The 25,687-nt window shown below is 34.9% G+C and carries 28 protein-coding genes; all 28 read left to right on the forward strand.

Annotated features, from left to right (window positions below):
• The first annotated feature begins 30 nt into the window (after positions 1-30).
• The 28 genes from sleB (at position 31) to AQ616_RS06405 (ending at position 25,480) form a co-directional block, all read left to right on the forward strand.
• The gene (sleB, locus tag AQ616_RS06275) at positions 31-855 is read left to right on the forward strand and encodes a spore cortex-lytic enzyme (protein ID WP_017796922.1); all 825 of its coding nucleotides are present in this window, start codon (positions 31-33) and stop codon (positions 853-855) included.
• Between the two features lie 15 nt (positions 856-870).
• Positions 871-2,214, forward strand: coding sequence for a germination protein YpeB (ypeB, locus tag AQ616_RS06280; protein ID WP_017796921.1), 1,344 nt, complete (start codon positions 871-873; stop codon positions 2,212-2,214).
• Positions 2,215-2,564: 350 nt separating this feature from the next.
• The gene (locus tag AQ616_RS06285; RefSeq protein ID WP_069685298.1) at positions 2,565-3,230 is read left to right on the forward strand and encodes a flagellar brake protein; all 666 of its coding nucleotides are present in this window, start codon (positions 2,565-2,567) and stop codon (positions 3,228-3,230) included.
• A gap of 91 nt (positions 3,231-3,321) precedes the next feature.
• Entirely contained in the window at positions 3,322-4,014 is a 693-nt protein-coding gene (gene cmk / locus AQ616_RS06290) for a (d)CMP kinase (protein WP_017796919.1), read from the forward strand.
• A gap of 12 nt (positions 4,015-4,026) precedes the next feature.
• The gene (locus AQ616_RS06295; RefSeq protein ID WP_017796918.1) at positions 4,027-4,608 is read left to right on the forward strand and encodes a lysophospholipid acyltransferase family protein; all 582 of its coding nucleotides are present in this window, start codon (positions 4,027-4,029) and stop codon (positions 4,606-4,608) included.
• A 118-nt stretch (positions 4,609-4,726) separates the two neighbouring features.
• A complete protein-coding gene (rpsA, locus tag AQ616_RS06300) occupies positions 4,727-5,857 on the forward strand; it encodes a 30S ribosomal protein S1 (protein WP_069685299.1) in 1,131 nt (376 codons plus the stop codon).
• A gap of 162 nt (positions 5,858-6,019) precedes the next feature.
• Entirely contained in the window at positions 6,020-6,916 is an 897-nt protein-coding gene (locus AQ616_RS06305) for a YIEGIA family protein (protein ID WP_017796916.1), read from the forward strand.
• Positions 6,913-7,104, forward strand: coding sequence for a capping complex subunit for YIEGIA (locus AQ616_RS06310; protein ID WP_240490471.1), 192 nt, complete (start codon positions 6,913-6,915; stop codon positions 7,102-7,104). The genes AQ616_RS06305 and AQ616_RS06310 overlap by 4 nt, the downstream gene beginning before the upstream one ends.
• A gap of 85 nt (positions 7,105-7,189) precedes the next feature.
• Positions 7,190-8,500: a ribosome biogenesis GTPase Der gene (gene der / locus AQ616_RS06315; RefSeq protein ID WP_017796914.1), complete on the forward strand. Its 1,311-nt coding sequence runs from the start codon at positions 7,190-7,192 to the stop codon at positions 8,498-8,500.
• Positions 8,501-8,519: 19 nt separating this feature from the next.
• On the forward strand, positions 8,520-9,554 hold the full coding sequence (locus AQ616_RS06320; RefSeq protein ID WP_017796913.1) for an NAD(P)H-dependent glycerol-3-phosphate dehydrogenase: 1,035 nt from the start codon (positions 8,520-8,522) through the stop codon (positions 9,552-9,554).
• A gap of 58 nt (positions 9,555-9,612) precedes the next feature.
• A complete protein-coding gene (locus tag AQ616_RS06325) occupies positions 9,613-9,873 on the forward strand; it encodes a stage VI sporulation protein F (protein ID WP_017796912.1) in 261 nt (86 codons plus the stop codon).
• A gap of 266 nt (positions 9,874-10,139) precedes the next feature.
• Complete coding sequence (locus AQ616_RS19165; RefSeq protein ID WP_424474894.1) at positions 10,140-10,319, forward strand: DUF2768 domain-containing protein; 180 nt, start codon at positions 10,140-10,142, stop codon at positions 10,317-10,319.
• Between the two features lie 19 nt (positions 10,320-10,338).
• Positions 10,339-11,067, forward strand: coding sequence for a hypothetical protein (locus tag AQ616_RS06330; protein ID WP_069685300.1), 729 nt, complete (start codon positions 10,339-10,341; stop codon positions 11,065-11,067).
• Between the two features lie 183 nt (positions 11,068-11,250).
• Entirely contained in the window at positions 11,251-12,729 is a 1,479-nt protein-coding gene (gene spoIVA, locus AQ616_RS06335) for a stage IV sporulation protein A (protein ID WP_017796910.1), read from the forward strand.
• Positions 12,730-13,087: 358 nt separating this feature from the next.
• Positions 13,088-13,360, forward strand: coding sequence for an HU family DNA-binding protein (locus AQ616_RS06340; protein WP_010650679.1), 273 nt, complete (start codon positions 13,088-13,090; stop codon positions 13,358-13,360).
• A 100-nt stretch (positions 13,361-13,460) separates the two neighbouring features.
• Positions 13,461-13,685 carry a trp RNA-binding attenuation protein MtrB gene (gene mtrB / locus AQ616_RS06345; RefSeq protein ID WP_017796909.1) on the forward strand — a complete coding sequence of 75 codons (225 nt, stop codon included), beginning with the start codon at positions 13,461-13,463 and terminating at the stop codon, positions 13,683-13,685.
• Positions 13,686-13,788: 103 nt separating this feature from the next.
• Positions 13,789-14,514 carry a heptaprenyl diphosphate synthase component 1 gene (locus AQ616_RS06350; protein ID WP_240490476.1) on the forward strand — a complete coding sequence of 242 codons (726 nt, stop codon included), beginning with the start codon at positions 13,789-13,791 and terminating at the stop codon, positions 14,512-14,514.
• 14 nt (positions 14,515-14,528) lie between these two features.
• Positions 14,529-15,245: a demethylmenaquinone methyltransferase gene (menG, locus tag AQ616_RS06355; RefSeq protein WP_069685302.1), complete on the forward strand. Its 717-nt coding sequence runs from the start codon at positions 14,529-14,531 to the stop codon at positions 15,243-15,245.
• 37 nt (positions 15,246-15,282) lie between these two features.
• Entirely contained in the window at positions 15,283-16,254 is a 972-nt protein-coding gene (hepT, locus tag AQ616_RS06360) for a heptaprenyl diphosphate synthase component II (RefSeq protein WP_069685303.1), read from the forward strand.
• Between the two features lie 77 nt (positions 16,255-16,331).
• Complete coding sequence (ndk, locus tag AQ616_RS06365; protein ID WP_017796905.1) at positions 16,332-16,778, forward strand: nucleoside-diphosphate kinase; 447 nt, start codon at positions 16,332-16,334, stop codon at positions 16,776-16,778.
• A gap of 100 nt (positions 16,779-16,878) precedes the next feature.
• Complete coding sequence (locus AQ616_RS06370) at positions 16,879-17,664, forward strand: CheR family methyltransferase (RefSeq protein ID WP_017796904.1); 786 nt, start codon at positions 16,879-16,881, stop codon at positions 17,662-17,664.
• A gap of 97 nt (positions 17,665-17,761) precedes the next feature.
• On the forward strand, positions 17,762-18,931 hold the full coding sequence (gene aroC, locus AQ616_RS06375; RefSeq protein ID WP_017796903.1) for a chorismate synthase: 1,170 nt from the start codon (positions 17,762-17,764) through the stop codon (positions 18,929-18,931).
• Between the two features lie 2 nt (positions 18,932-18,933).
• Complete coding sequence (gene aroB / locus AQ616_RS06380; RefSeq protein ID WP_017796902.1) at positions 18,934-20,013, forward strand: 3-dehydroquinate synthase; 1,080 nt, start codon at positions 18,934-18,936, stop codon at positions 20,011-20,013.
• Complete coding sequence (aroH, locus tag AQ616_RS06385) at positions 20,010-20,387, forward strand: chorismate mutase (RefSeq protein ID WP_017796901.1); 378 nt, start codon at positions 20,010-20,012, stop codon at positions 20,385-20,387. Before aroB ends, aroH begins: the two co-directional genes overlap by 4 nt.
• Before the next feature lie 2 nt (positions 20,388-20,389).
• Positions 20,390-21,484: a histidinol-phosphate transaminase gene (gene hisC, locus AQ616_RS06390; protein ID WP_069685304.1), complete on the forward strand. Its 1,095-nt coding sequence runs from the start codon at positions 20,390-20,392 to the stop codon at positions 21,482-21,484.
• An 8-nt stretch (positions 21,485-21,492) separates the two neighbouring features.
• Positions 21,493-22,596, forward strand: coding sequence for a prephenate dehydrogenase (locus AQ616_RS06395; RefSeq protein WP_017796899.1), 1,104 nt, complete (start codon positions 21,493-21,495; stop codon positions 22,594-22,596).
• A gap of 19 nt (positions 22,597-22,615) precedes the next feature.
• Complete coding sequence (aroA, locus tag AQ616_RS06400) at positions 22,616-23,905, forward strand: 3-phosphoshikimate 1-carboxyvinyltransferase (RefSeq protein WP_069685305.1); 1,290 nt, start codon at positions 22,616-22,618, stop codon at positions 23,903-23,905.
• Positions 23,906-24,190: 285 nt separating this feature from the next.
• Entirely contained in the window at positions 24,191-25,480 is a 1,290-nt protein-coding gene (locus AQ616_RS06405; protein ID WP_017796897.1) for a tetratricopeptide repeat protein, read from the forward strand.
• Positions 25,481-25,687 lie beyond the last annotated feature (207 nt).

The raw sequence follows: 25,687 nt of genomic DNA on the forward strand, positions 1-25,687 counted from the left end.
ATCCTATAACAAGGAACGGAGGAAATAAAAATGCATCAAACATATAAGGCGATCATGTTAATACTTGTTGTTTGTAGTAGTCTCACTTTGTATTTTGTGCAGACAGACAATACAAAAACATATGCATTTAGTAATCAAGTAATCCAACAAGGTGCGGTTGGTGAAGATGTTATTGAGCTACAAGCTAGACTACAGTATTTAGGTTTTTATAACGGTAATATTGATGGTGTCTTTGGTTGGGGTACGTATTGGGCCTTACGAAATTTCCAATATGAATTTGGAATGGAAATAGATGGTATGGCAGGGCAAACAACGAAGGATAAATTGGTGCAAGCAAGTAATTATGATAAAGAATATGTAAATGAGCAAATAAACAAAGGAAATCAGTTTACACACTATGGTGGAGGAGATAGGAACACAGATGATCAAAGTAATCCTGGTGGTGGAAATACAAGCGAAGGCAATGGTGGAACTACCGCTGTAAATGTTCCGCAGGGTTATTCTCAAAATGATATTCAACTAATGGCAAATGCAGTATATGGTGAAGCAAGAGGTGAACCTTATGAAGGTCAAGTGGCTGTAGCAGCTGTTATCCTTAACCGGTTAAATAGTGCGTTATTTCCAGATACAGTGTCAGGTGTTATCTTTGAACCTCGTGCTTTTACGGCAGTAGCCGATGGCCAGATTTGGTTAGAGCCGAATGAAAGAGCTAAAGAAGCCGTTCTAGACGCTATTAATGGTTGGGATCCATCTGGAAATGCCCTTTACTATTTTAATCCTGATACTGCAACTTCTGGCTGGATATGGACGAGACCACAGATTAAACAAATTGGAAAACATATATTTTGTAAATAGGAAGGTGTGAGAATTATGTTTCGCTGGATCGCAATAGGTGTTCTTAGTGTAGCAGTAATTGGAACAGCGGTATGGGGGTATAACGAATATAGTGAAAAAAATGAAATAAAAATACAAGCGGAAAATGAATACCAACGTTCATTTCATGAGTTAACCTATCATATGGATTTATTAAACGATGAGATTGGAACTGCACTAGCGATGAATTCGAAAGAACGTTTATCGCCTCAATTCGTGGATATTTGGAGATTAACATCACAAGCACATTCGAATGTAGGTCAATTACCCTTAGGGTTATTACCTTTTCATAAAACTGAACAATTTTTATCAGATATAGGTGAATTCACTTATCAAACTGCAGTTCGAAATTTAGATGATAATCCATTAACGGAAGAAGAAACCCAGAAATTAAAAGACTATTACGCTCAGTCTGGACAAATTAAAGACGAATTAAGACAAGTTCAACATGCTGCTTTAGATGAAGGGTTAAGTTGGATGGACGTTGAACTCGCGTTATCAGATGAGAACGCACAACAAGATAATACAATTGTTAATGGATTTCAAACTGTAGAAAAATCGGTTGAAGGGTTTGGACAGGGTGCTCCAGAAAATTCAACGATAAGTACGAAAACGCAAGATCATGCTTATAAAAATTTGACAGGACCTGAAGTCACAGAAAATGAAGCATTACAAAGAGCTATGGAAATATTTGAAATTGAAGATAAAGAATTACTTGCGATTTCTGAAAGCGGTGATGGTGCTGATACACCATTTTATAGTATTTCCTATAATACAGAGGAAGAACATGGATATATGGACATGGCAATAAAAGGTGGGCATCCGCTAAATTTATTAGTTAGTCGTGAAATGGGAGAAAAACAAGTCAGTTTAAATGAAGGATCAGAAAAAGCAAAGGAATATTTAAAGTCGTTTGGACTTGAGAACATGACTTTATTCCAAAGTAGTGAATATGACCATATTGGTGTGTATTCATTCTTATATAACGATAATGGTGTTCGAGTATATTCTGATGCTGTTGAGGTAAAAATCGGATTAGATAACGGAGACTTACTAGGACTGACTACTAATAGTTATTTTATGAATCACACCGATAGAGAAATACCCGAACCAAAAATTTCAGAAGATGAAGCAAGAGATGATGTGAATAGTACCGTAGATATTCAAGAAAGTCACTTAGCAGTTATTGATAATGATGCTGGTGAGGAGATATTAACTTATGAATTTCTCGGTGTCATGGACGATGAGACTTATCGAATTTTCATAAATGCAGAAAATGGTCAAGAAGAACTAGTGGAAAAATTAGACGGTAAGGAAGTAAATTATAACTCAGTTTTATAAGTTTTATAAGGGAAGGTTTAAAAAACCTTCCCCTTTTTTAATATCTATGAAATCATAAAATGATGTGCCTGAGAATAACGAATTAAACTAAATAACCTACGATAAAGAAGACTTGCCGATTGTCTTTATAAGGCTTGTCGCGCTTATACCCTTGTGGTGAAGGTCATCATGGGCTCCTCACCTCACCGTTATTCCTTTATCTCAATGGAAATGGAAACTCGACCATTGTCGAACCACTCTTAAAAACAGGGGCGCAATCGTTACTGTGCCAAACGGGCGCTTGCGCCTTTGTTCCTATTTTGTCATAATAAGTATAAAGTATTATTTTAATCTCATATCGGGGGTACTTTATGCTACAAATAGGGCAGAAAATTCAATTAGAAATTAAAAATAGTGATAGAAACAAAACAGATATCTATCTGTGTACAATCATTGATGAAACGGAAGAAAGCTATATTATAAATTATCCTGTACATAAAGAAACTTTGAAAACCACATTCTTTAACGTGGGTACTTATTTTTCTGCTGTCTATGTGGGTGAGGATGATGCAATTTATCGATTTCCAACAAAAATCACATCTAGAAAAAAGGCGAAAATCCCATCATTATATATAACAAAACCTAATGAAGAACAATGGAGTAGAATTCAACGACGTGAATATGTGCGTGTAGATGCTACCATCGATATTGCAGTCCATAGTGTTCTTCAGCAATTTGAGCCATTTACAACAACAACATTAGATATTAGTGGCGGCGGTGTGGCTATCCTAGCTCCGAAAGAAGTAGAACTTGTACTAAGTGAAATGGTCGATATATGGATGCCTCTTGAAAGGAAATATCAAAATAAGATCCACTATGCGTACGCTCAAGCAGAAATTGTTACCATCCGTGAACTTAATATCAGAATGAATGTCGTATCATTACATTTTCATTCCATCACCCAAAAAGATCGACAAGAGATAATTCGTTATTGTTTTGATAAAGAACGTGAAAAAAGGTTGAAAGAGAGAAATTAATTCGACCACAAAAAATAGAATATGTTATGATTATCATGAAGAAAGATAACTTGGCAAAAGCCAAGTTTTTTATTGTAGGAGTTGAACAAGATTGGAACAAATAATTACAGTTGCTATTGACGGACCCGCAGCAGCAGGAAAAAGTACTGTGGCAAAAATGATCGCAAATCAATTAGGATTTATTTATGTTGACACGGGTGCCATGTATCGTGCTTTAACCTATCAGTCTTTACAGGAGGGTGTAGATCCCAAAAATGAAGAGAGAGTATTAACTATATTAATGAATTCTATTATAGAATTAAAACAGACTGAAAATGGACAACGAGTGTTTGTAAATAACAAAGATGTCTCTGAAGAAATTCGTTATCCAGATGTAACTTCACAAGTATCTTTTGTGGCGCAGCATCCATCTATCCGTAAAGAGATGGTATCTCGACAACAAAAACTCGCAAATAACCGCAGTGTAGTAATGGATGGAAGAGATATAGGTACACATGTATTACCAGATGCAGAAGTTAAAATCTTTTTAGTTGCATCTGTGGAAGAAAGAGCAAAGAGACGTCATGAAGAAAATATTAAAAAGGGTATCCCCTCAGATATTCAGTCATTAAAAAAAGAAATTAGTGATCGAGATCAAATAGATTCAAATCGTGAAGTATCACCATTAATCAAAGCTAAAGATGCAATAGAAGTCGACACAACTTCACTTTCGATTACAGAAGTAAAAGATCAAATCTTACAAGAGATTTCTAAATACAATACTAAAAATAGTAAGGGTATATAGAGGGGGAGAAAGATGCTTTATAAATTTGCTAGATCTATTATAGCAATCATTTTTTACCCGCTTTATCGTATTAAAGTGATTGGCAAGGAGAACATCCCTAAGTCTGGTCCTGTTATTATTTGTTCAAATCACATTTCTAATTTTGACCCACCTGTTGTTGGTATCACCTCCAGCCGTGATATATCGTTTATGGCAAAAGGAGAGCTCTTCGATAAACCTTTCTTAGGAAAACTGTTACTAGGTATAAAGGCTTTTCCAGTTCGTAGAGGACTAGCAGATCGTAACGCATTGCGTAACGGACTTAAAATCCTTGAAGAAGGGCATACACTTGGTCTCTTTCCAGAAGGTACTAGAAGTAAAACTGGAGAATTAGGAAAACCACTTTCAGGTGTTGGATTTTTTGCTTTACGTTCAGAGGCTGTCGTCGTTCCTTGTGTAATAATTGGTAAATACAAACCATTTTCTAAAACAACAGTAGCCTACGGAGAACCAATGGATGTAAATACCTACCGTGAACAAAAAGCCTCTGCAAAAGACATGTCAGAGGCAATTATGGAAGAAATCAGAAATTTGTATGATATTCACAAAAATTAATTGTCTTTACTTGACAAATAATTGTAATTATTAGAAGTTATAAATAGAAACTAGAATTTATCTTTCTTACTATTCCCTTATAAATGGATAGTTGAAGTGTACCTAGGAGGCTATGGAAATGAGTGAAGAAAGTAAAAATCTACAAACATTTGAAGTAGGAAGTACCGTAACAGGAACTGTCGTAAAATTAGAAGATAAACAAGTTCTTGTAGATATCGGTTATAAAACAGAAGGAATTCTACCGATTGGCGAACTGTCTAGTATGCACGTTGAAGCAACAACAGATGTACTTTCAGAAGGGGATACGGTTTCATTAAAAGTGAAAAAGATAGATGATGATGAAATCATTCTATCAAAAAGAGCAGTAGATTCTGAAACGGCCTGGGAAGATTTAGAACAAAAATATAACTCAGGTGAAGCATTCGATACTACTGTAAAAGAAGTTGTAAAAGGCGGATTAGTTGTTGATGTAGGTGTTCGCGGCTTTATACCTGCTTCTTTAGTAGAAACTTATTATGTTGAAGATTTTAGTGACTATCTAAATAAGTCATTGAAAGTAAAAATCGCAGACTTAGATCGTTCACAAAATCGGGTGATTTTATCCCACCGTGCCATTGTGGAAGAGGAAGAAAAATCAAGAAAGAATGATGTTCTACAATCACTTGAGCCTGGACAAGTTATTGAAGGGACGGTACAACGTATTACAAACTTCGGTGCGTTTGTTGACCTTGGTGGAGTAGACGGATTGGTTCATATTTCTCAACTTGCACATGAACATGTAGAAAAGACTTCTGATGTTGTTTCTGAAGGGGACAAAATTAAAGTAGAAGTATTGTCAGTTGATCTAGATAATGAACGAATCTCTTTATCTCATAAAAACACATTACCGGGACCATGGGCTAATGTAGAGAAACAAATTAAAGCAGGATCTACAATTGAAGGTACAGTGAAACGCTTAGTAAGTTTTGGTGCGTTTGTTGAGTTACTTCCTGGCGTAGAAGGATTAGTACACATTTCTCAAATCGCCAACCGTCATATCGGAACACCACAAGAAGTTCTTGAAATTGGACAAAAAGTTCAAGTAAAAGTATTGGATGTTAGTGAAGAAGATCAACGAATTAGCTTAAGCATAAAAGAATTAGAAGAAGAACAAGAAGCTAAAGAATTCAAGCAATATGAGAAAGATGACGATCAATCTGGTTTTCAACTAGGAGATTTTATTGGCGATAAGCTCGATAAATATAAATAAATCATCTTACCTATAAAATGCTAAGGAAGAAATTATATTCCTTGGCATTTTATTTGTTTACACACACTATCATCGTGTCATTTTAAGTTTTGTTTCCATGTACTAAGATTTATAAAGTGAGCCATACTAAAAGATACAGTTTTTAAAGATGAGGTGGCTTTCATGGAAATCGATGCATATTTAAATGCAATACTTTTCGGAGTCGTAACTGGTACTGTCGCAAGGTTACTTACTTTACGTTCGGATTACCGTCAATATCCCACATACTTACACGGTCGCATTATCCACTTATCGCTTGGATTTATAGCTGCTTCTTTAGGAGCTCTAGCAATTCCAGCTTTACTGGAAATGCAATTTACTGCCGTGACATTTTTGACTGTTGCAGCTACACAATTCAGAGACGTTCGTAACATGGAAAGAAATACGCTTACGGAATTAGATGGATTTGAATTGGTATCAAGAGGCAATACATATATTGAAGGGATAGCAATTTCATTTGAAAGCAGAAATTATCTAGTTATGTTTACAGCTTTCTTTACTACCCTCGCATATATTGCTTGGGGATGGTTTCCTGCATCCGTTGTAGCAATATTATCGTTTATTGTCGGGCTAAGTCTCATGAGTGGATCAACTTTAAAAGATATAGTAGATATTGAACAATCGGAGATATCTTTTGATGGTGCTGGTTTATACGTAGACAATATTTATATTATGAATATTGGTCTACCAGAAAGACAGGAAGAAATATTAGAACACGGAATGGGATTTATCTTAAAACCAAAAAACATAAATATTATTACTACTATTGCTAATCTTGGTCAACGTCAAGCAATATTACATGATGTATCTGTTTCATTAGGTGTGTTTCGTGATTCAGGCACTCCTGCATTAACTCCACTCATAAAACGAGATTTAGCTGATGGCCGTTTAGGAGTATTTATTCTTCCGCTTGTAAAAGATGCAGAAAAGGCAAAAAAAGTAATAGGCGCAGTACCTGTATTAGAGAGTGCCGTTCGAATGCCTTCTGAATCAAAACCAATAAGGAGGAATAAAACATGAATATGGAATTAGAAAAAACTGTCTTAGCAGTAATTACGTCTAATCAATCTAAAGTAGCAGGCGGTGCACCGATATTTATATGTGAAAAAGGGGAGGAACTAGAATTGTTTGCAGCTAATTTAGAGGCGATAATTGACGGAATAGCACATCGATTAAGTGATGAAGTCTACATTATTGTAAAACACTAAATATAGAATTTAATTGTTTATCTTACCTTATTTTGCTAGAATGTATAAAGGCAAATAGACAAAAGAGAGAGGATGTTCCTTAAAGATGAGGAAATCTGTAGTCGCGATTGTTGGTAGACCAAACGTAGGAAAGTCAACCATCTTTAATCGCTTAGTAGGAGAAAGAATTTCAATTGTAGAAGATATCCCTGGTGTAACAAGGGATCGAATATATGCGAATGCAGAATGGCTTAATCATACCTTTAATATCATTGATACTGGTGGTATTGAAATAGGGGATGAACCATTACTTGTGCAAATGAGACAGCAAGCTGAAATTGCAATTGATGAAGCAGATGTTATTGTATTTTTACTAAATGGAAAAGAAGGTATTACAGCTGCAGACGATGAAGTAGCTAAATTATTGTTTAAATCTAATAAACCTATTGTGGTAGGCGTAAACAAAATGGATAATCCACAAATGCATGAAACAATTTATGAATATTATTCATTGGGATTTGGACAACCGTTTCCAATTTCAGGAACACATGGCCTTGGGTTAGGTGACTTGCTTGATGAAGTTGTTGGTCATTTTCCAAATGAAGCAGAAGAAGAAAAAGATGAGGATACGATATACTTTAGTTTAATCGGAAGACCAAATGTAGGTAAATCTTCTCTTGTAAATGCATTACTAAATGAAGATCGAGTGATTGTCAGCGAAATAGAGGGAACAACTCGTGATGCCATAGATACCAAGTTACATCGAGATGATCAAGATTTTGTAATTATCGATACGGCAGGTATGCGTAAACGCGGGAAAGTGTATGAATCTACAGAAAAATATAGTGTATTACGTGCCTTACGTGCTATTGAACGATCTGATGTTGTTTTAGTATTAATTGATGCCGAGACAGGTATACGAGAACAAGATAAACGTATAGCTGGATATGCACATGATGCGGGTAGAGCAATTGTAATCGTTGTTAATAAATGGGATACGGTAGAATCAAATGAAAAAGCAATGAAAGAATTTGAAAAAAATATTCGAGCACATTTTCAATATTTAGATTATGCTCCAGTTGTATTTTTATCAGCGAAAACCAAAAAGCGTATGCATACATTAATTCCAGCAATTAAGGTAGCTAGCGAAAGCCATACGAAACGTATTCCAACCAATGTATTAAATGATGTGATCATGGATGCTATAGCTATGAATCCTACTCCTACACTAAAAGGAAAACGCTTGAAGGTACTCTATGCAACACAGGTTGCTGTACAACCTCCAAGTTTTGTTGTTTTTGTAAACGATCCAGAATTAATGCACTTTTCATACGAAAGATTTTTAGAGAATAAAATTCGTGATGCATTTGGATTTGTGGGTACACCTATTAAATTATTCGCAAGAAGACGCCAATAAATTAGGGAGAGATGAGCACATGAAAAAAGTTGCTGTACTAGGTGCTGGAAGTTGGGGAACCGCACTTGCAATCGTATTGGCTGACAATGGCCATGAAGTTCGATTATGGGCACATCGGAAAGAACATGCCGAAACAATTAATGACACTCATCGAAATAATAAATATCTAGATGTGGATATTCCAAAGGAGATTACCGCTTTTAGCGATATGCATCAAACCGTTTCTGGAGTAGATGCAGTTGTAATTGTTGTCCCAACGAAAGCGATTCGAGAAGTATGTAGTGAATTGAATAAATGGATTGATCCAAAAACAACGGTTATTCATGCGACAAAAGGTATAGAACCTGTTAGTTTAAAAAGGGTCTCTCAGATGATAGAGGAAGAGATGGATATACATTATGAAGATGTTGTTGTATTATCTGGTCCAAGTCATGCTGAAGAAGTCGCATTAAGACATCCAACTACAGTTACTACTTCATCTATTAATCTAGAAAAAGCGAAACATGCACAAGATCTCTTCTCAAGTGATTCATTCCGTGTTTATACAAGCGATGATATTCTAGGTATAGAATTAGGTGGCGCACTAAAGAACATTATTGCACTAGGTGCAGGAATATCTGATGGCTTAGGTTATGGTGATAACGCGAAAGCAGCTCTAATTACAAGAGGCCTGGCTGAAATTGCTCGGTTGGGTACATCATTAGGGGCAAATCCGTTAAGTTTCCTAGGGTTATCCGGCGTTGGAGATCTAATAGTTACTTGTACTAGTGTGCACAGTCGTAATTGGCGTGCAGGAAATCTATTGGGCAAAGGAAACCAGCTTGATGAAGTACTTGAGCAGATGGGCATGGTAGTTGAAGGTGTACGTACTGTTAAAGCTGCTCATCAATTTGCGAAAGATCAAAATGTTGAAATGCCAATTACAAGTGGTATTCATCAGGTTATATTTGAAAATAAAGATCCAAAAGATGTGGTTGAACAACTGATGAACAGAGGGAAACGAGACGAAATGGATGATTTAGCAGTACTACTAAAGGAAAGATATTCCGAATAACACGTAATTTACCTCCTTGCATATAATATGATGAATGAAATCGCAAGGAGGAAAAAATGTGAATAATTTTCAAAAAGGCTTATTTGATAAATTACAGAAGAATGCAAACATTAACCCTGAAGATGTTTATAAAGTTGCAGACTCTGTAAAGCATGCTAATTTTAAAGATGAACAAACTGTACGTAATTTAGTAAAACAGCTATCTCAAATGGCAAATAAACCCCTCTCAAAAGAAAGAGAAGATAAAATTGTGCAATCCATTGTGAATAATAATATGCCAAGTGATATGAATAGTTTAAATAAACTTTTCAAAAAATAGCAAGGCATAGGCAATTGAGTATACGAAATCACATTTATATGCATAAGATAAATCGCACAAGCATTCAAGGATAGAGTTGCTAAGGAAACTTATTTAGTCATCCCGTGGTAGAGTCACCCCCTTTATCACGGGATTCCTTATGTTTAATTCCGTCACATAATATTAGTAAAATTCACTCGTTCTAACGGATGATTATGTTATAATGACACCTATGTAAAGGATATTTATAGTTAGTCGAGGTGAAATCGTTGTCAATTTCAATGTTTATGATGTATGTTTCATTTGCAGGAATGTTTTTATTAATTCTCGCAATGGGACTGATTGTGTGGAGCAGAAGTAAACTTCGTGGCTGGGTACAGGTGGTAGTATCATTACTTGCTTACCTCTGTCTAATTTGTGGGGGATTTATTATCCTGTATGTCGTATTTAGTGGACCTACACGATAATGATAAGGAGTTTTAAATTATGGAAAAACGTACATATTTGTTAATACCAATTATTTTACTTACTTTCTTACTTACTGGTTGTCTTTATCCGCAAAGTGAGAAGTCCGAGAACCAAATACCATATGAAGAGCAATTACAGACCGTTCAACAATCCGTAAATAGTTATAAAGAAGGTGAAAATGGTCTTGTTCCAATTCAAACAAAGGATAATGATACTCCAGAATTTGAAAAATATTTAATTGATTTTAGTCAACTTCGTGAAAAGGGATATCTTTCAGAGCCTCCTGGAAATTCTTTTGAAAAGGGAGGCGTATATCAATATACCTTATTAAATCCCGAAGATGATCCAACAGTAAAGTTAATTGATTTACGAATTACAGAAGAAATACGCCGTGTTAATGTTCAATTGGACTTTTATAGACAGGAAAATTACTATCCAGCTTTTGGGAAAAAAATTACGGACAAGTTTTACACCATTGATTATAATAAATTAGGTCTTGAAGAAGCACCAACAGTTACTAGTCCTTTTTCGCAAGAAGAGTTACCAATTATTATGGATTTAGACGGGAATCTTTTTGTTGATTATTCTTATGACTTAAACAACGCTATTCAAGAATATAATCATGCATATTCCGAAGGTGATGATATTCGGTACTTACTAACCGATCACTCTCCATTTGTTCCTGCATATTCTGTTCCGTATACCATAAAAGATAATCAAGTTATTTTTTCAGATGAGATGGAATAAAAAAACCCTTGTAGCAATATATATTGTTGCAAGGGTTTTTTTAACGATGATGTACCTGTATGGAAAAATATATTAAAAATATTGCCAATCAAGGCATATTTTAATAGGACAACATCATAGAATCATAATGTCAATATATTGCGGGTGGTTTATATTAAAGTACGGAGATCGGGAGGGGATCTTTTGGAAAAAACGGATATTTTCAAAGACATTTCAAAACGGACTAACGGTGATATCTATTTAGGAATAGTTGGAGCAGTCCGTACAGGTAAGTCAACTTTTATTAAAAAGTTTATGGAGCTCGTAGTATTACCTAATATTGAAAGTGAAAGTGATCGTGCACGAGCGCATGATGAACTACCACAAAGCGCAGCAGGAAAAACCATTATGACAACTGAACCGAAATTTATACCGAACCAAGCTGTGCAAGTAAAAGTAGATGAAGGTCTGGATGTAAATGTAAGGCTTGTTGACTGTGTAGGATACGCAGTAGAAGGTGCAAAAGGATTTGAAGATGAGAATGGTCCGAGAATGATTCATACGCCATGGTACGAAGATCCAATACCTTTTCATGATGCAGCAGAAATCGGTACGCGAAAAGTAATTCAAGAACACTCCACTATCGGAGTTGTTGTTACAACTGATGGAACAATTGGTGAAATTGAAAGACATGACTATGAAGACGCTGAAACAAGAGTAGTAGAAGAATTAAAAGAAGTCGGAAAACCATTTATCATGGTGGTCAACTCTACTCAACCTCGAAGTCAAGATACAGAGTTATTAAGACAAGAGTTAGTTGAAAAACATGATATACCCGTATTGGCAATGAGTATTGAATCGATGACTGAGCATGATGTATACAATGTGCTCAGAGAAGCACTATTTGAATTCCCAGTACTTGAAGTGAATGTTAATTTACCTAGCTGGGTAATGGTGTTAAATGAACGTCACTGGTTGCGTCAAAATTATCAAGATGCTATTCAAACGACTGTGAAGGATATTAAACGATTAAGAGATGTAGACCATATCGTTGGTAACTTCACAGATTATGACTATATAGAACAGGCAAGCCTAGCAGGTATGGAAATGGGTGAAGGTATCGCAGAAATTGACCTTCATGCTCCAGATTATTTATACGACGAAGTATTAAAAGAAATTGTGGGAGAAGAGATTCGGGGAAAAGATCATTTGCTGGAACTTATGCAGGATTTTGCTTATGCGAAAAGAGAATATGATCAAGTAGCAGGGGCATTGCAAATGGTGAAGCAAACTGGATATGGAATTGCAGCCCCAACATTAGAGGATATGCAATTAGATGAGCCTGAAATCATTAGACAAGGATCAAGGTTTGGGGTGCGTCTAAAAGCAGTAGCACCGTCAATCCATATGATTCGTGTAGAAGTAGAATCAGAATTCGCGCCGATTATTGGGACAGAAAAACAAAGCGAAGAACTTGTCAGATATTTAATGCAAGATTTTGAAGAAGATCCACTATCAATTTGGGAGTCGGATATTTTTGGAAGGTCATTAAGTTCAATAGTAAGAGAAGGAATTCAAGCTAAAATCTCTCTAATGCCTGAAAATGCAAGATATAAATTAAAAGATACGTTAGAAAGAATCATAAACGAAGGTTCTGGTGGATTAATCGCCATTATTTTATAGCAGCTTATACATAGCTGCTATATTTTTTTTGTGTTTTTTAATAAAAAATAGAATAACGGCAGGAAATATTTTATTTTTGTCGTATATGTATAGTGAAATATGACAATGCTTTGTGTATACTGGGTTGGAGGGATTTTCCAAAACAATACTATATTTTATACGTATATAGGTAAAAATAGGTAAAAATCCCAATAAATATTGAAGAAATCGATACTTTTTGTTGAATTTTATTCCAAACTCAGTTAATATAAGCCTTGTCATCACTTGTTAGGGATGACTTACTTGTAAGCAGACAATGAATCCGACATATTAATATGTCGATTTGTCGAAATGAACATCCTGGGAGGAGGTGAATGTCATGAACAAAACAGACTTAGTGAATGCTGTTGCTGAAAAAAGTGAGCTTTCTAAAAAAGACGCAACAAAAGCTGTAGATGCAGTATTTGAATCTGTCATGGATTCACTGAAAAACGGTGAAAAAGTACAGTTAATTGGTTTTGGTAACTTTGAAGTACGCGAACGTTCTGCTCGTAAAGGACGTAATCCGCAAACAGGAGAAGAAATCGAAATTCCTGCAAGCAAAGTTCCAGCTTTCAAACCAGGTAAAGCCCTTAAAGACAGTGTAAAATAATAATTTTACATAGGGTGACTACAAAGGGGTACGTTTTTAGCGTACCCCTTTTATTTATTTTCATGAATGTTTTATTAAAAAATACTAAAGGAGATTTATAATGGCAGACCGTACGGATAAGGCTGAATATTTTATCATAAAAGCCCTTGAGAATGGAGTAAATGTTATTGGTTTAACAAGAGGACATGATACTCGTTTTCACCATACAGAAAAACTGGATCAAGGAGAAGTAATGATTGCTCAATTTACTGAACATACATCAGCTATCAAAGTAAGAGGTAAAGCATTAATACAAACCAGTCATGGTGAGATGACAAATGAATAATTTCTAATTGTTGGAATTTAGAAGCTACATATATTCAATCGTTTTTATAAATGTAGAAATGTGCTATAATAGCTAAAGCAATTGAATGGCTGAAAGGGTCCAGGTGATATTCTTGACTACATTTATTACAAGAAATCAGAGCTATAGAGAGCTTCTAGATGAAAAATTAAAATATGGATATATTCATAAACATATACAACAACCACTTATTGATGAAGCAAAATGGGGGTTATTGCAGTTCCTCGTTGAACAAGATAGATCATTGACTCCGATGCAACGCGAGAGATATCTTATTACTACGATGCTCGTACAGATCGCCTTGGACACCCATGATCTTGTTCCTATAAAAAAAGTTGCTGAAACAGAACAGGAAACACTGTCGAAGCAATTACAAGTGCTTTCTGGTGATTATTATAGCGGATTATATTATTTTCTATTGTCAGAAGTAGGAGAAATAGAGTTTATTCAGACATTAGCAAATGCAATACGCGAGATTAATGAATTAAAAATGGCATTATATTACAAGGATTCTCCTACATTGCATGAATGGATTGATTTAACCAAAAAGATAAATTCGATGTTAATTGTTCATGTAACGCAATTTTTATATGATGATACGGCAAATGAATTAATTACAGATTGGCTTATCATACAACGACTAGAATTAGAAAAAGAATATAATAATTCAGTAATAGGGGAAACAGCGATTAATAATTATAAAAAAAATGTAAGTAATCTTGTTCAAACATTATCAAATCAAACTGCATTTATCACTCATTATATTCAAGATCAACAAAACGATAATGTGAATATTTCGACTAGAATTTAGAGGAAGTGTGTTTTATGGGGAAACCATCATCAAAAGAAGAGCGTGTACATCATGTTTTTGAAAATATATATTCCAACTATGATTCAATGAATTCGATAATATCTTTTCAACGCCACAAAGCTTGGCGTAAAGATACAATGAAACGAATGAATGTTCAAGCAGGAGAAACTGCTCTAGATGTATGTTGTGGTACAGGAGATTGGGCTGTTTCGCTTGCAGAAGCGGTTGGACAAACAGGTGAAGTAATTGGCCTTGATTTTAGTCAAAACATGCTTTCAATTGCAAAACAAAAAAAACAAGACATGCAATTAAATCAGTTAGAACTTATTCATGGTAATGCGATGGAATTACCATATGAAGAAAATAGTTTTGATTATGTTACAATTGGATTTGGACTACGCAATGTACCAGATTATATGACTGTTTTAAAAGAAATGTATCGAGTTGTTAAGCCTGGTGGTAAAGTGGTATGTATTGAAACTTCTCAACCTACCTTAATTGGTTATCGACAAGCATATTACTTTTATTTCAAATTTATCATGCCGATATTGGGTAAATTAATTGCCAAAAGTTATAAAGAATATTCTTGGTTACAAGAATCAGCAAAAGATTTCCCTGGTAAAAAGAAATTAAAAGAAATGTTTTTAAATGCTGGTTTTGAAAGAGTAGAAGTGAAAAGTTATACAGGTGGAGTTGCTGCAATGCATATGGGCTTTAAAGCAGCTCAATAGTACGTAGAATTGTTAAAGGTAAAATAAGGTGACTTACATGAAACTACCAAAAATTTATGGCTTTTTAAAGAAGGATATGGAAAGTATAGAATCTGCATTGCAGGATAGTATACAGGCAAATCATCCCGTGTTACGTGATGCATCAACTGAATTATTACATGCAGGAGGAAAGCGAATTCGTCCTGTTTTTGTTTTGTTATCTTCTCAATTAGGGAATTATGACCTTTCTAAGATTAGCAAGGTTGCAGTTACATTAGAACTAATACATATGGCTACTCTCGTCCATGATGATGTGATCGATGAAGCAGAACTAAGAAGAGGGAAACCGACAACAGCTTCTATATATGGTAATCGAGTCGCTATGTATACTGGGGACTATATTCTTGCAAGAGCATTAGAAGAAATAACGGATATTCCAGACTCGCGTGTACATCAATTATTATCCAAAACGTTAGTAGAAGTTTCTATAGGTGAGATTGAACAAATTGAATATAAATTTAATTGGGAACAAAACTTGCGTGATTATCTACGACGTATAAAAAGGAAAACTGCTCTATTAATAGCTAGTAGTTGTAAGTTAGGAGCTATTGTCGGAGGTTTAAATGATTATCAAGCTAATAAGCTTTACCAATATGGCTATTACATAGGAATGTCTTATCAAATTATAGATGATATTTTAGATTTCACATCTACTTCAAAAGAGCTAGGTAAGCCTGCTGGTAATGATTTACTACAAGGAAATATAACACTTCCAGTTTTATATGCTATGGAAGATAAGACCTTCAAACAATCACTTTTTGATGTGTTTACAAAAAATGGTCATGTTACAACGAATGAAATGAAGATGCTAATTCAACAATTAAAACGTACGGATGCAATTAAAAGAAGTTATGCTGTAAGTGATATGTATTTATCTAAAGCATTAACAGCATTAGATGAATTACCATCTTCCCGTGCAAAGAAAACACTCCAAGATATTGCTACCTATATTGGAAAAAGAAGATCTTAAGTAATTGTTATTTTTAAGAAAATTTGATATTATTTTATAGGTTGCTTATTTTAAATACATAAGTTGGGGTGATTTTTATGGAGAAAACATTTTTAATGGTAAAACCAGATGGAGTTCAACGGAACTTAATTGGTGAAATTGTAAAAAGGTTTGAAACAAAGGGGTACAAGCTTGCTGGCGCAAAATTAATGCAGGTGTCTAATCAATTAGCTGAAACACATTACAATGAACACAAAGATCGTCCTTTCTTTGGTGAATTAGTTGATTTCATTACTTCTGGACCAGTATTTGCTATGGTTTGGGAAGGTGAAAATGTAATCGCAACAGCTCGAAAAATAATGGGTAAAACTAACCCGTTAGAAGCAGACCCGAGTACTATTCGTGGTGATTTCGGGATCAGTGTAGGAAAGAATATTATTCATGGCTCTGATTCTTCAGAAAGCGCTGAGAGAGAAATATCTCTTTTCTTCTCAGAAAATGAAATCGTTTCCTACGAAAAACAAGCAAATAATTGGATTTATTAATAGTGAAAGCGGAAACAATTGCTGTTTTCACTTGGTTTATGACCTCCGTTAAAATAAACGGAGGTTTTTATATACATTTTGTTGATTCGGAGTGAAATGAATGGATGATTATAAAAATTTTTTAGAAAAAGTTCACCAAACTCTAGGTTTAGACCTAGCTTTATATAAAGAAACACAGATGAAACGGAGGATAACAACCTTAAGAGACAAACGAGGATTTACCAGTTACATTCAATATTTGCAAGCTTGTTTGAAAGACGAAACACTACTAAAAGAATTTACGGATCGTTTAACAATCAATGTCTCTGAGTTTTATCGTAATCCTAAACGTTGGGAAGTATTACAGCAAAATATCTTTCCTAAATTGATATCCCAAAAACCAAAAATAAAAATTTGGAGTGCCGCTTGCTCAACAGGTGAAGAGCCTTATAGTTTAGCAATTCTACTGCTTGAACATTTTCCCAAACAAGACTTTGAAATAATTGCCACGGATATTGATGAAAATGTTCTAAAAAGCGCAAAACAAGGAATGTATCAAAAACAGTCTCTGAAAGAGTTACCTGATAGACTTAAAAATAAGTACTTTGAAAGAACAGGTACAATATATTCGATTAACCCAGAAATAAAACAACATATTACTTTTAAAAGACATAATTTATTAGCCGACGCGTACCCACAAAATGTCGACCTTATTGTTTGCAGGAATGTATTAATATATTTTACTGATAAAGCGAAGAACAGCATTTATCAAGGATTTAGTAATTCTCTGTCAGCTAATGGAATATTGTTTGTAGGTAGCACAGAGCAAATTTTCACCCCTCAACAGTATGGTTTTGAACTAGAAGAGACATTTTTCTATAAAAAGAAACAAACAATCTCCTCATAAGAAATTAAAATAAATGATGTCAAAGACTACCCTTTATAAACTTATCTATGATATAGTAATTAGAAAACTTTCAACTATTTAAGAAGGAGAATGTAAATTGCGATACATAACGTCTGGTGAATCTCATGGAAAACAATTAACAACGATTATCGAAGGACTTCCTTCACAATTACCGATTACTGCAGAAGATATTAATGCTTCTCTACGTCGAAGGCAGGGTGGACACGGTAGAGGGAAGCGTATGCAAATAGAAAAAGATACTGTAGATATTGTAAGTGGTGTGCGTCATGGTTATACTTTAGGATCTCCACTATCACTAGTAATACGCAATGATGATTTTAAACATTGGACTGATATTATGGGCGAAGAACCCATGGAAGATCCGTCAAAGATGCGTCGTGTAGTTACTAAACCAAGACCTGGACATGCAGATTTAAACGGTGCACTTAAATATGGACATAGAGATATGAGGAATGTATTAGAACGTTCTTCTGCAAGGGAAACAGCTGCCCGTGTTGCTGCTGGTGCTGTTGCTAAAACACTATTAAAAGAGCTAGGAATTGAAGTTGCCGGTTATGTTAAAGAGATAGCAGGAATTGAAGCTAGTGATCTACGAGATTTAAATGCACAGGAGCGTGCAGATAAGGCAAATCGTTCACCAGTAATGGTTCTTGATGCTGCTGTTGAGGAACAAATGACAAGTGCAATCGATCAAGCTAAAAAAGAAGGAGATTCCATTGGTGGTGTCTGTGAAGTATATGTAGAAGGGATGCCAGCAGGAGTTGGATCCTACGTTCATTATGATCGAAAGTTAGATAGTAGATTAGCAGGAAGTGTCGTAAGCATTAATGCGTTTAAAGGTGTCGAATTCGGAATCGGATTTGAGGCGGCGAAACGAAATGGAAGTGAAGTTCATGATGAAATAGCATGGGATGAAGCACTTGGATACTACCGTACTACGAATCGATTAGGTGGCTTTGAAGGTGGTATGACTACTGGAATGCCAATTGTTGTTCGAGGGGTAATGAAACCAATCCCAACATTAATGAAGAGGCCACTAACTAGTGTTGATATTGAAACAAAAGAACCTTTTAAAGCTACTGTAGAGCGATCGGATGCATGTGCTGTTCCTGCAGCATCAGTAGTTATGGAACATGTAGTAGCATTTGAATTAGCAAAAGCTCTTACCGAACAATTTTCTAGCGATCGTTTTCCACAATTAAAAAAAGCAATTGATGATTACAGAGAAGAAATTAGGTGTTTCTAAAAATGGAAGAAATGACAGTGAAATCAAACCATTCCTCATATCCAATTTATATTGGTCAAGGACTACGATATCAAATAAGAGCATATATAAATAAAAATTATACAAATATATTTATTATTACGGATGACCAAGTAGGAAGTCGCTATCTTGAAGATGTCCTACACGGATTTCCAACTGAAGAAAACATCTGTCATTTCACCATTCCTTCTGGAGAAAATTCAAAAAGTATCGAGAAGTTTTATAGTTTGCAAACAGAAGCCCTCAAGAATGGGCTAGACCGTCAGTCATTAATCATTGCTTTAGGTGGAGGAGTTGTAGGTGACCTAGCTGGTTTTGTTGCTGCAACGTTTATGCGTGGCATTGATTATATTCAAGTTCCTACTACAATTCTCGCACATGATAGCAGTGTAGGAGGAAAAGTCGCAATTAATCATCATTTTGGAAAAAACTTAATCGGAAGTTTTTTCTCACCTGTTGCCGTAATTTATGATGTGGAAACTTTGTCAACACTACCACTTCATGAAATTAGAAGTGGTTATGCTGAAATTATAAAAGAAGGCTTAATTGCAAACCAAAAAATGTTTTTATCTCTGTTAGATCATTCATTAGCATCAATTAAACCACAACAGCTTGAAATATATTTGAAAGCAGGAATTCAAGTAAAAGCAAGAATTGTAGAACAAGATGAGAAAGAAGCGAATATAAGAAAGTTTCTCAATCTAGGACATACACTAGGTCATGCATTAGAAACTATACACGGTTATGGAAAAATTACTCATGGTGAAGCAGTAGCAAATGGTTTATTATTTGCACTTCATGTCAGTGAACTAGAATTTCAAGTACAGCTACCTTTTTACCAATTGTATCAATGGTTGAAAGATAATAATTACCCTATTCTTTCCATTTCTAAAGAAGAAATCATAGAGTTAATGGAGCTTATGAAAAATGATAAAAAATCAATTGGCGGCAAAATACAGATGGTACTTTTAAAAGAAGTGGAAAATCCCGTAACTGTGTCAATAGAAAATACATTGATGAAACACTATATACAGACCTATTTAGAAAGGATGGAGAAACTGTGACGAGAGGTGTACGAGGAGCAACAACAATACAAGAAAATAATGCAGAAGAAATCGTCTTACAAACAAAAAATCTTGTTAAAGATATGGTAGACCAGAATAATATTAGATCTAATGATGTGTCACATGTGTTTATTTCTGTGACAAAAGATGTAACAGCTGGATTTCCTGCAAAAGCATTAAGGCAAATAGACGACAGTTGGAAATATGTACCTGTAATGTGTATGACCGAGATCGATGTTCCAAATAGTTTAACAAAATGTATTAGAGTGATGATGGTAATTCGAACGGATACACCTCAACAAAAAATCCATCATGTGTTTCATAATAATGCTGTGAAACTTCGACCAGATTTGCTACAAAAGGAAGGCGAATAGATATGCAAGGTAAAGACATCTTAAAACAGTTGAGCCCTTACAAGCAAGGTAAACAAACAAAAGATATTCAAATAGACTATCAACTTGATTATATTGTTAAATTGGCATCGAACGAAAATCCATATGGATATTCTAAACAGGTTTCTGAAGCGTTAAAAGCAGAAAATTTCGATTTTCATATTTATCCTGATGGTTACACCTCTGATTTACGTACTGCGTTAACTAAAAAATTAAAAATTGATGAAACAGAAATTATCTTTGGTAGTGGTTCTGAAGAAATTATTCAATTATTATGTCGCTCCTTTATTGTTCCTGGATCGAATGTGGTCATGGCTACTCCAACATTTCCACAGTATAAACATTACTCGCTTATTGAGGGTGCAGAAATTAAAGAAATCCCAACAGACGAGGAAGGTTATCATCAGTTGGATAAGATGCTAGCTACGATAGATGATCACACTGCAATTGTTTGGCTATGTACACCCAATAATCCGACAGGATCTGCGTTCTCAAAAGATGCGTTTACTTCCTTCTTAGATCAATGCCCAAAAGAAGTGCTTGTCGTCTTAGATGAAGCATACTATGAATATTTACAACCCGATAAAGAATTAAATGCATTACAATTGCGTCATACCTATAGTAATGTGATTGTACTCCGCACGTTTTCAAAAGCATATGGATTAGCTGGATTGCGTATTGGTTACGGTATAGCTAATGCAAGCATTATTGAAACTTTAGATAAGGTTCGCGGTCCTTTTAACACAAATGCAGTAGCACAGAAAGCCGCTTCATATGCACTAGAAGACCAAAAATTCATTCAACATACAAATCAAGAAAATTATAAAAACCTAATAGAATTCCAACGTTTTTTAGAAAAATTAGGGTGGGGTTATTACGATTCCGAAGCAAACTTCCTATTAGTTAAAACACCGACTAGTGGGGTGAAAGTCTATGAATATTTAATTCGATTTGGTTTTATCGTCCGACCAGGAGAACTATTAGGTATACCAAAAACCATTCGAGTAACGATTGGTAAAGAAAAAGATATGAAAAAATTACAAAAAGTGTTAGAACAATTTGATCATGAACTAGGATAGGTGTATGCATGAAACAACAAACGATATTGATAGCAGGATTAGGTTTAATTGGAGGCTCTATAGCAAGAGCAATCAGAAATTTTTCAGACCATAAATTAATTGGTTTTGATGTGGATGAATCAACTTTAAAATATGCTAAAGAAACTGGAATCATTTCTTATTACGATACTAACTTGCAACATGTTGCCCAAAGGGCAGATATAATAATTTTAGCCGCACCAATAACAGAAACAATTAACATGATTCAAAAACTAGATCAAGTCGAATTTCCAAAACAAGTAATTGTGACAGACACCGCTTCTGTAAAAGGGGCAATTTTAACTGCAGCACAACAAATCAATAACCCAAACATTACATTTATTGGTGGACATCCGATGGCTGGTTCCCACAAACGGGGAGTTGAAGCTTCTAAAGCTCATCTTTTTGAAAATGCTATTTATGTATTGTCCCCTCTAGATTATGAAGCGGAAGAACAAATAGAAGTAATTAAATCGGTACTCGCAACAACTAAATGCAAATTCTTAGTTTTAAAACCAGAAGAGCATGACGAAATGACAGGAGTTATTTCTCATTTCCCGCATCTAATTGCATCTTCACTTGTACACCAAGCAAAAAAGTGGGAACGAACGCATGCCTACTTACCAAATCTTGCCGCAGGGGGATTTCGAGATATAACTAGAATTGCGTCCAGTAATCCTCAGATGTGGCAGGATATCTTTCACCATAATCAATCGAAAATGTCCTACTTTCTAGAAGACTGGATTGAAGAGATGAGTCATTTGAAATTATTAATAGAGACAAATGAGAAAAATGAAATACTGAATTATTTAGATAGTGCAAAAAAATATCGAGATGGCCTGTCCAAAAAAGAACAAGGCGCTATTCCATCTTTTTACGATGTATATGTAGATATTCACGACCAATCAGGTGCTATTGCTAAAGTTGTACAAATATTAGCGGATGAGAATTTCAGCATAAAAAACATCGAAATTTTAGAAGTACGTGAAGGAATAACAGGAGTGTTAAGGCTAAGTTTTCATACCCAAAAAGAACAAATAGAAAGTTCTAAAAAGCTCACTTCATTAGGATACGAGACAATGATACAAAATTAGGAAAAAAGGAGTTGTCGAGATGAACCCACTAACATTACAACCAATCTCTGGTTCTCTTCATGGATTAATAAAAGTACCTGGGGATAAATCGATATCTCATCGTTCGATCATTTTTGGTTCTATTGCAACAGGAACAACAACTGTAACCAATTTTCTAGACGGGGAAGATTGTATGCGGACAATTAATGCGTTCAAAGAAATGGGTGTAACAATTCAAAAAAATGGTTCAAACATTACGATCGAAGGTACTGGTTTAAGTGGACTAATAGAACCAAAAAAGGAATTAGACTTTGGAAACTCAGGGACAACGACTCGATTAATGTTAGGGTTACTAGCTGGACTTCCGTTTAAAACTACAATATATGGTGATGCATCACTTTCTAAAAGACCGATGAGTCGGGTTGTTGATCCATTACGCTTAATGGGAGCGAGGATTGATGGTGTACAGCAAGGAAATTATTTACCTCTAACGATAAAAGGTACAACATTAAAATCTATTGAGTATGATTTACCTGTAAAAAGTGCTCAAGTAAAGTCGGCATTACTTTTAGCTGGATTACATTCAGAGAATAAAACAGTAGTTCGAGAAAAATCACCAACTCGAAATCATACGGAAACAATGTTACAAGCATTTGGAGCAAATATAAAGACAGATGGTCATACAATATCTATTTCTAAAACTACTGATCTTCAAGGTTGTCATGTAGAAGTACCTGGTGATATTTCTTCTGCTGCATTTTTCATTGTTGCAGCGTGTATGGTACCTAGAAGTGAAATAATATTAAAAGATGTTGGACTTAATGAAACTAGAACTGGAATCATCGACGTTGTTCTTCAAATGGGAGCTAAGCTGACCATTCAGAATGAGCGTATTGTTGGAGGCGAAAAAATAGGTGATATTCTTATAAACGGTTCACAATTAAGTGGGGTTACTATTGAAGGGGACACGATTCCTCGCCTTATTGATGAAATACCAATTCTAGCATTATTAGCAACTCAAGCAGATGGGACAACAATTATTAAAGATGCACAAGAGTTAAAAGTGAAAGAAACAGATCGATTGCTTGCAGTTTCTGAGAATCTTTCCAAACTTGGAGCGGATGTTACGCCTACTGAAGATGGGATGATTATTAAAGGAAATACAAAACTAAAAGGTGGAAGTTTCAAATCCTATGACGATCATCGAATCGCCATGATGGGAATTATCGCATCATTAGTTACAGAAGAAACCGTAGTCGTAGATAATATTGATTGTATCAATATTTCTTACCCTAATTTTGTCAATGATTTACAGTCTATATCAAAGTAAGCTTTATTAACCTTCATGTAACGATCAATGTATTACCCGTACTATAAGACGATGAGGTTAAGCTAAGCCAAACAAAATAAATTAAGAATTTATCATCTTTATATTTCCGATTTTGTTCAATTAATATTCAGTGGGTGTACGAAAAGGCTCGCTGATATAATTTTCACTTCAAGTTGATTAACCCTGCCATGAAGAGATGTTTTATCTTTTTCAGCTGGGTTTTTCTTATATAAGCGCGTGATTTGAAGGATGAGATTGTTTTCTGTATGATTAAACTTGATAGATATGAATGAAGATAGAAAGGGTGTTCCAATGAATACCATTCAAGAGGCAATGAAGTTAGCAGAGAACAACGAGACCGAACAAGCAATTGCAAGGTTAAAAGAATATGAAAAGATTGCCAGTGATGATGAACTCTATACAATATCAGAGTTGTATTTACAGTGGGGATTTTTAATAGAAGCTAGAATTATCCTAGAGAAATTATTAGAAAAATATCCAGAAGAAACAGATTTAAAATTATCTTTATCAGATATATTTATTGAATCGCAAGAAGATGAGTTAGCAATTACGATTTTGAATGAGATTGATAACGATGACCCTGGATATATTCAAGCTTTAGTACAATTAGCCGATTTATATCAAGCACAGGGCCTATTTGAAGTATCTGAGCAAAAATTATTTGAAGCAAAACAACTAGCTCCAAACGAATTGATTATTGATTTTGCCTTGGGAGAGTTATTTTTCTCAATAGGAGAATATCTAAAAGCAATTACGTATTATGAGAAAGTAGTTCAAAAACAAACCAGTGTTGGGCACGTTAATATTGAAGATCGATTAGGCGAGGCACTGGCAGCAGTAGGTGAATATGAAAAAGCTTTAACTTATTTTAAAGAGGAAGAAAACCCAGATCCAGATAAACTATTTAAACATGGCATAACTGCCCATCAAGCAGATAGAAATGATATTGCTATGAAAGCTTGGGAGCATGTAATTGAAATCGATAGTGACTATCATACCGTATACGAACAACTCGCTAACGTGTATGTGGAAGAGGGCATGTTAGAGGAAGCATATAAGATGGTGAAAAAGGGTATTGAAAGAGACGAATATCAAAAAGAATTATTCTTTACAGCAGGTGATATTGCCCATCAGCTTGGCTATAACAATGAAAGTGAAAATTATATAAGACAAGCTATAGCTTTAGAACCCGACTATAAAGAAGCTATTTTATTTATGATTGAACTATTGAAATCACGAGAAGCGTATGAAGATATTGTTGAATTAATTACATCCATTAAACAAGCAGGGGCTGATGATCCACTCTATGAATGGGAACTTGCCAAAGCAAATGTTGAATTAGAATTGTTTGAAGATGCATTAAACAGCTATCAAGAAGCATATAATAGCTTACAACAAGATAGCGACTTTTTAAAAGAATATGGTTATTTCTTAACAGAAGAAGGGCGTATACAAGAAGCAATTCGCATATTTGAGAATTATATTGCGGAAGAACCAATGGATGAAGATGTTGTTTCTTATGTAGAGCGTCTAAAACTTGATGTAGAACAATGAGCTTTTTTCACGGAACAATCGTCTATAGGACTCCTACCTCACAGAACACATGTGCAACAACATTGTGGTAAGAGATTAGAGACGATAATACCCTGACTAGTTCATCGAAACGATGTAAGGGCAACAAAAAGTAATAGTCAAAAGACGGGTGAAGTTTAGAATAAGCGTAGAGGAAAAAATATGGAGACTCGTGATAGCGACTTAGGT

Source organism: Oceanobacillus sp. E9 (assembly GCF_001741975.1).
In the GTDB taxonomy this organism is placed as follows: Bacteria; Bacillota; Bacilli; order Bacillales; family Amphibacillaceae; genus Oceanobacillus; species Oceanobacillus kimchii.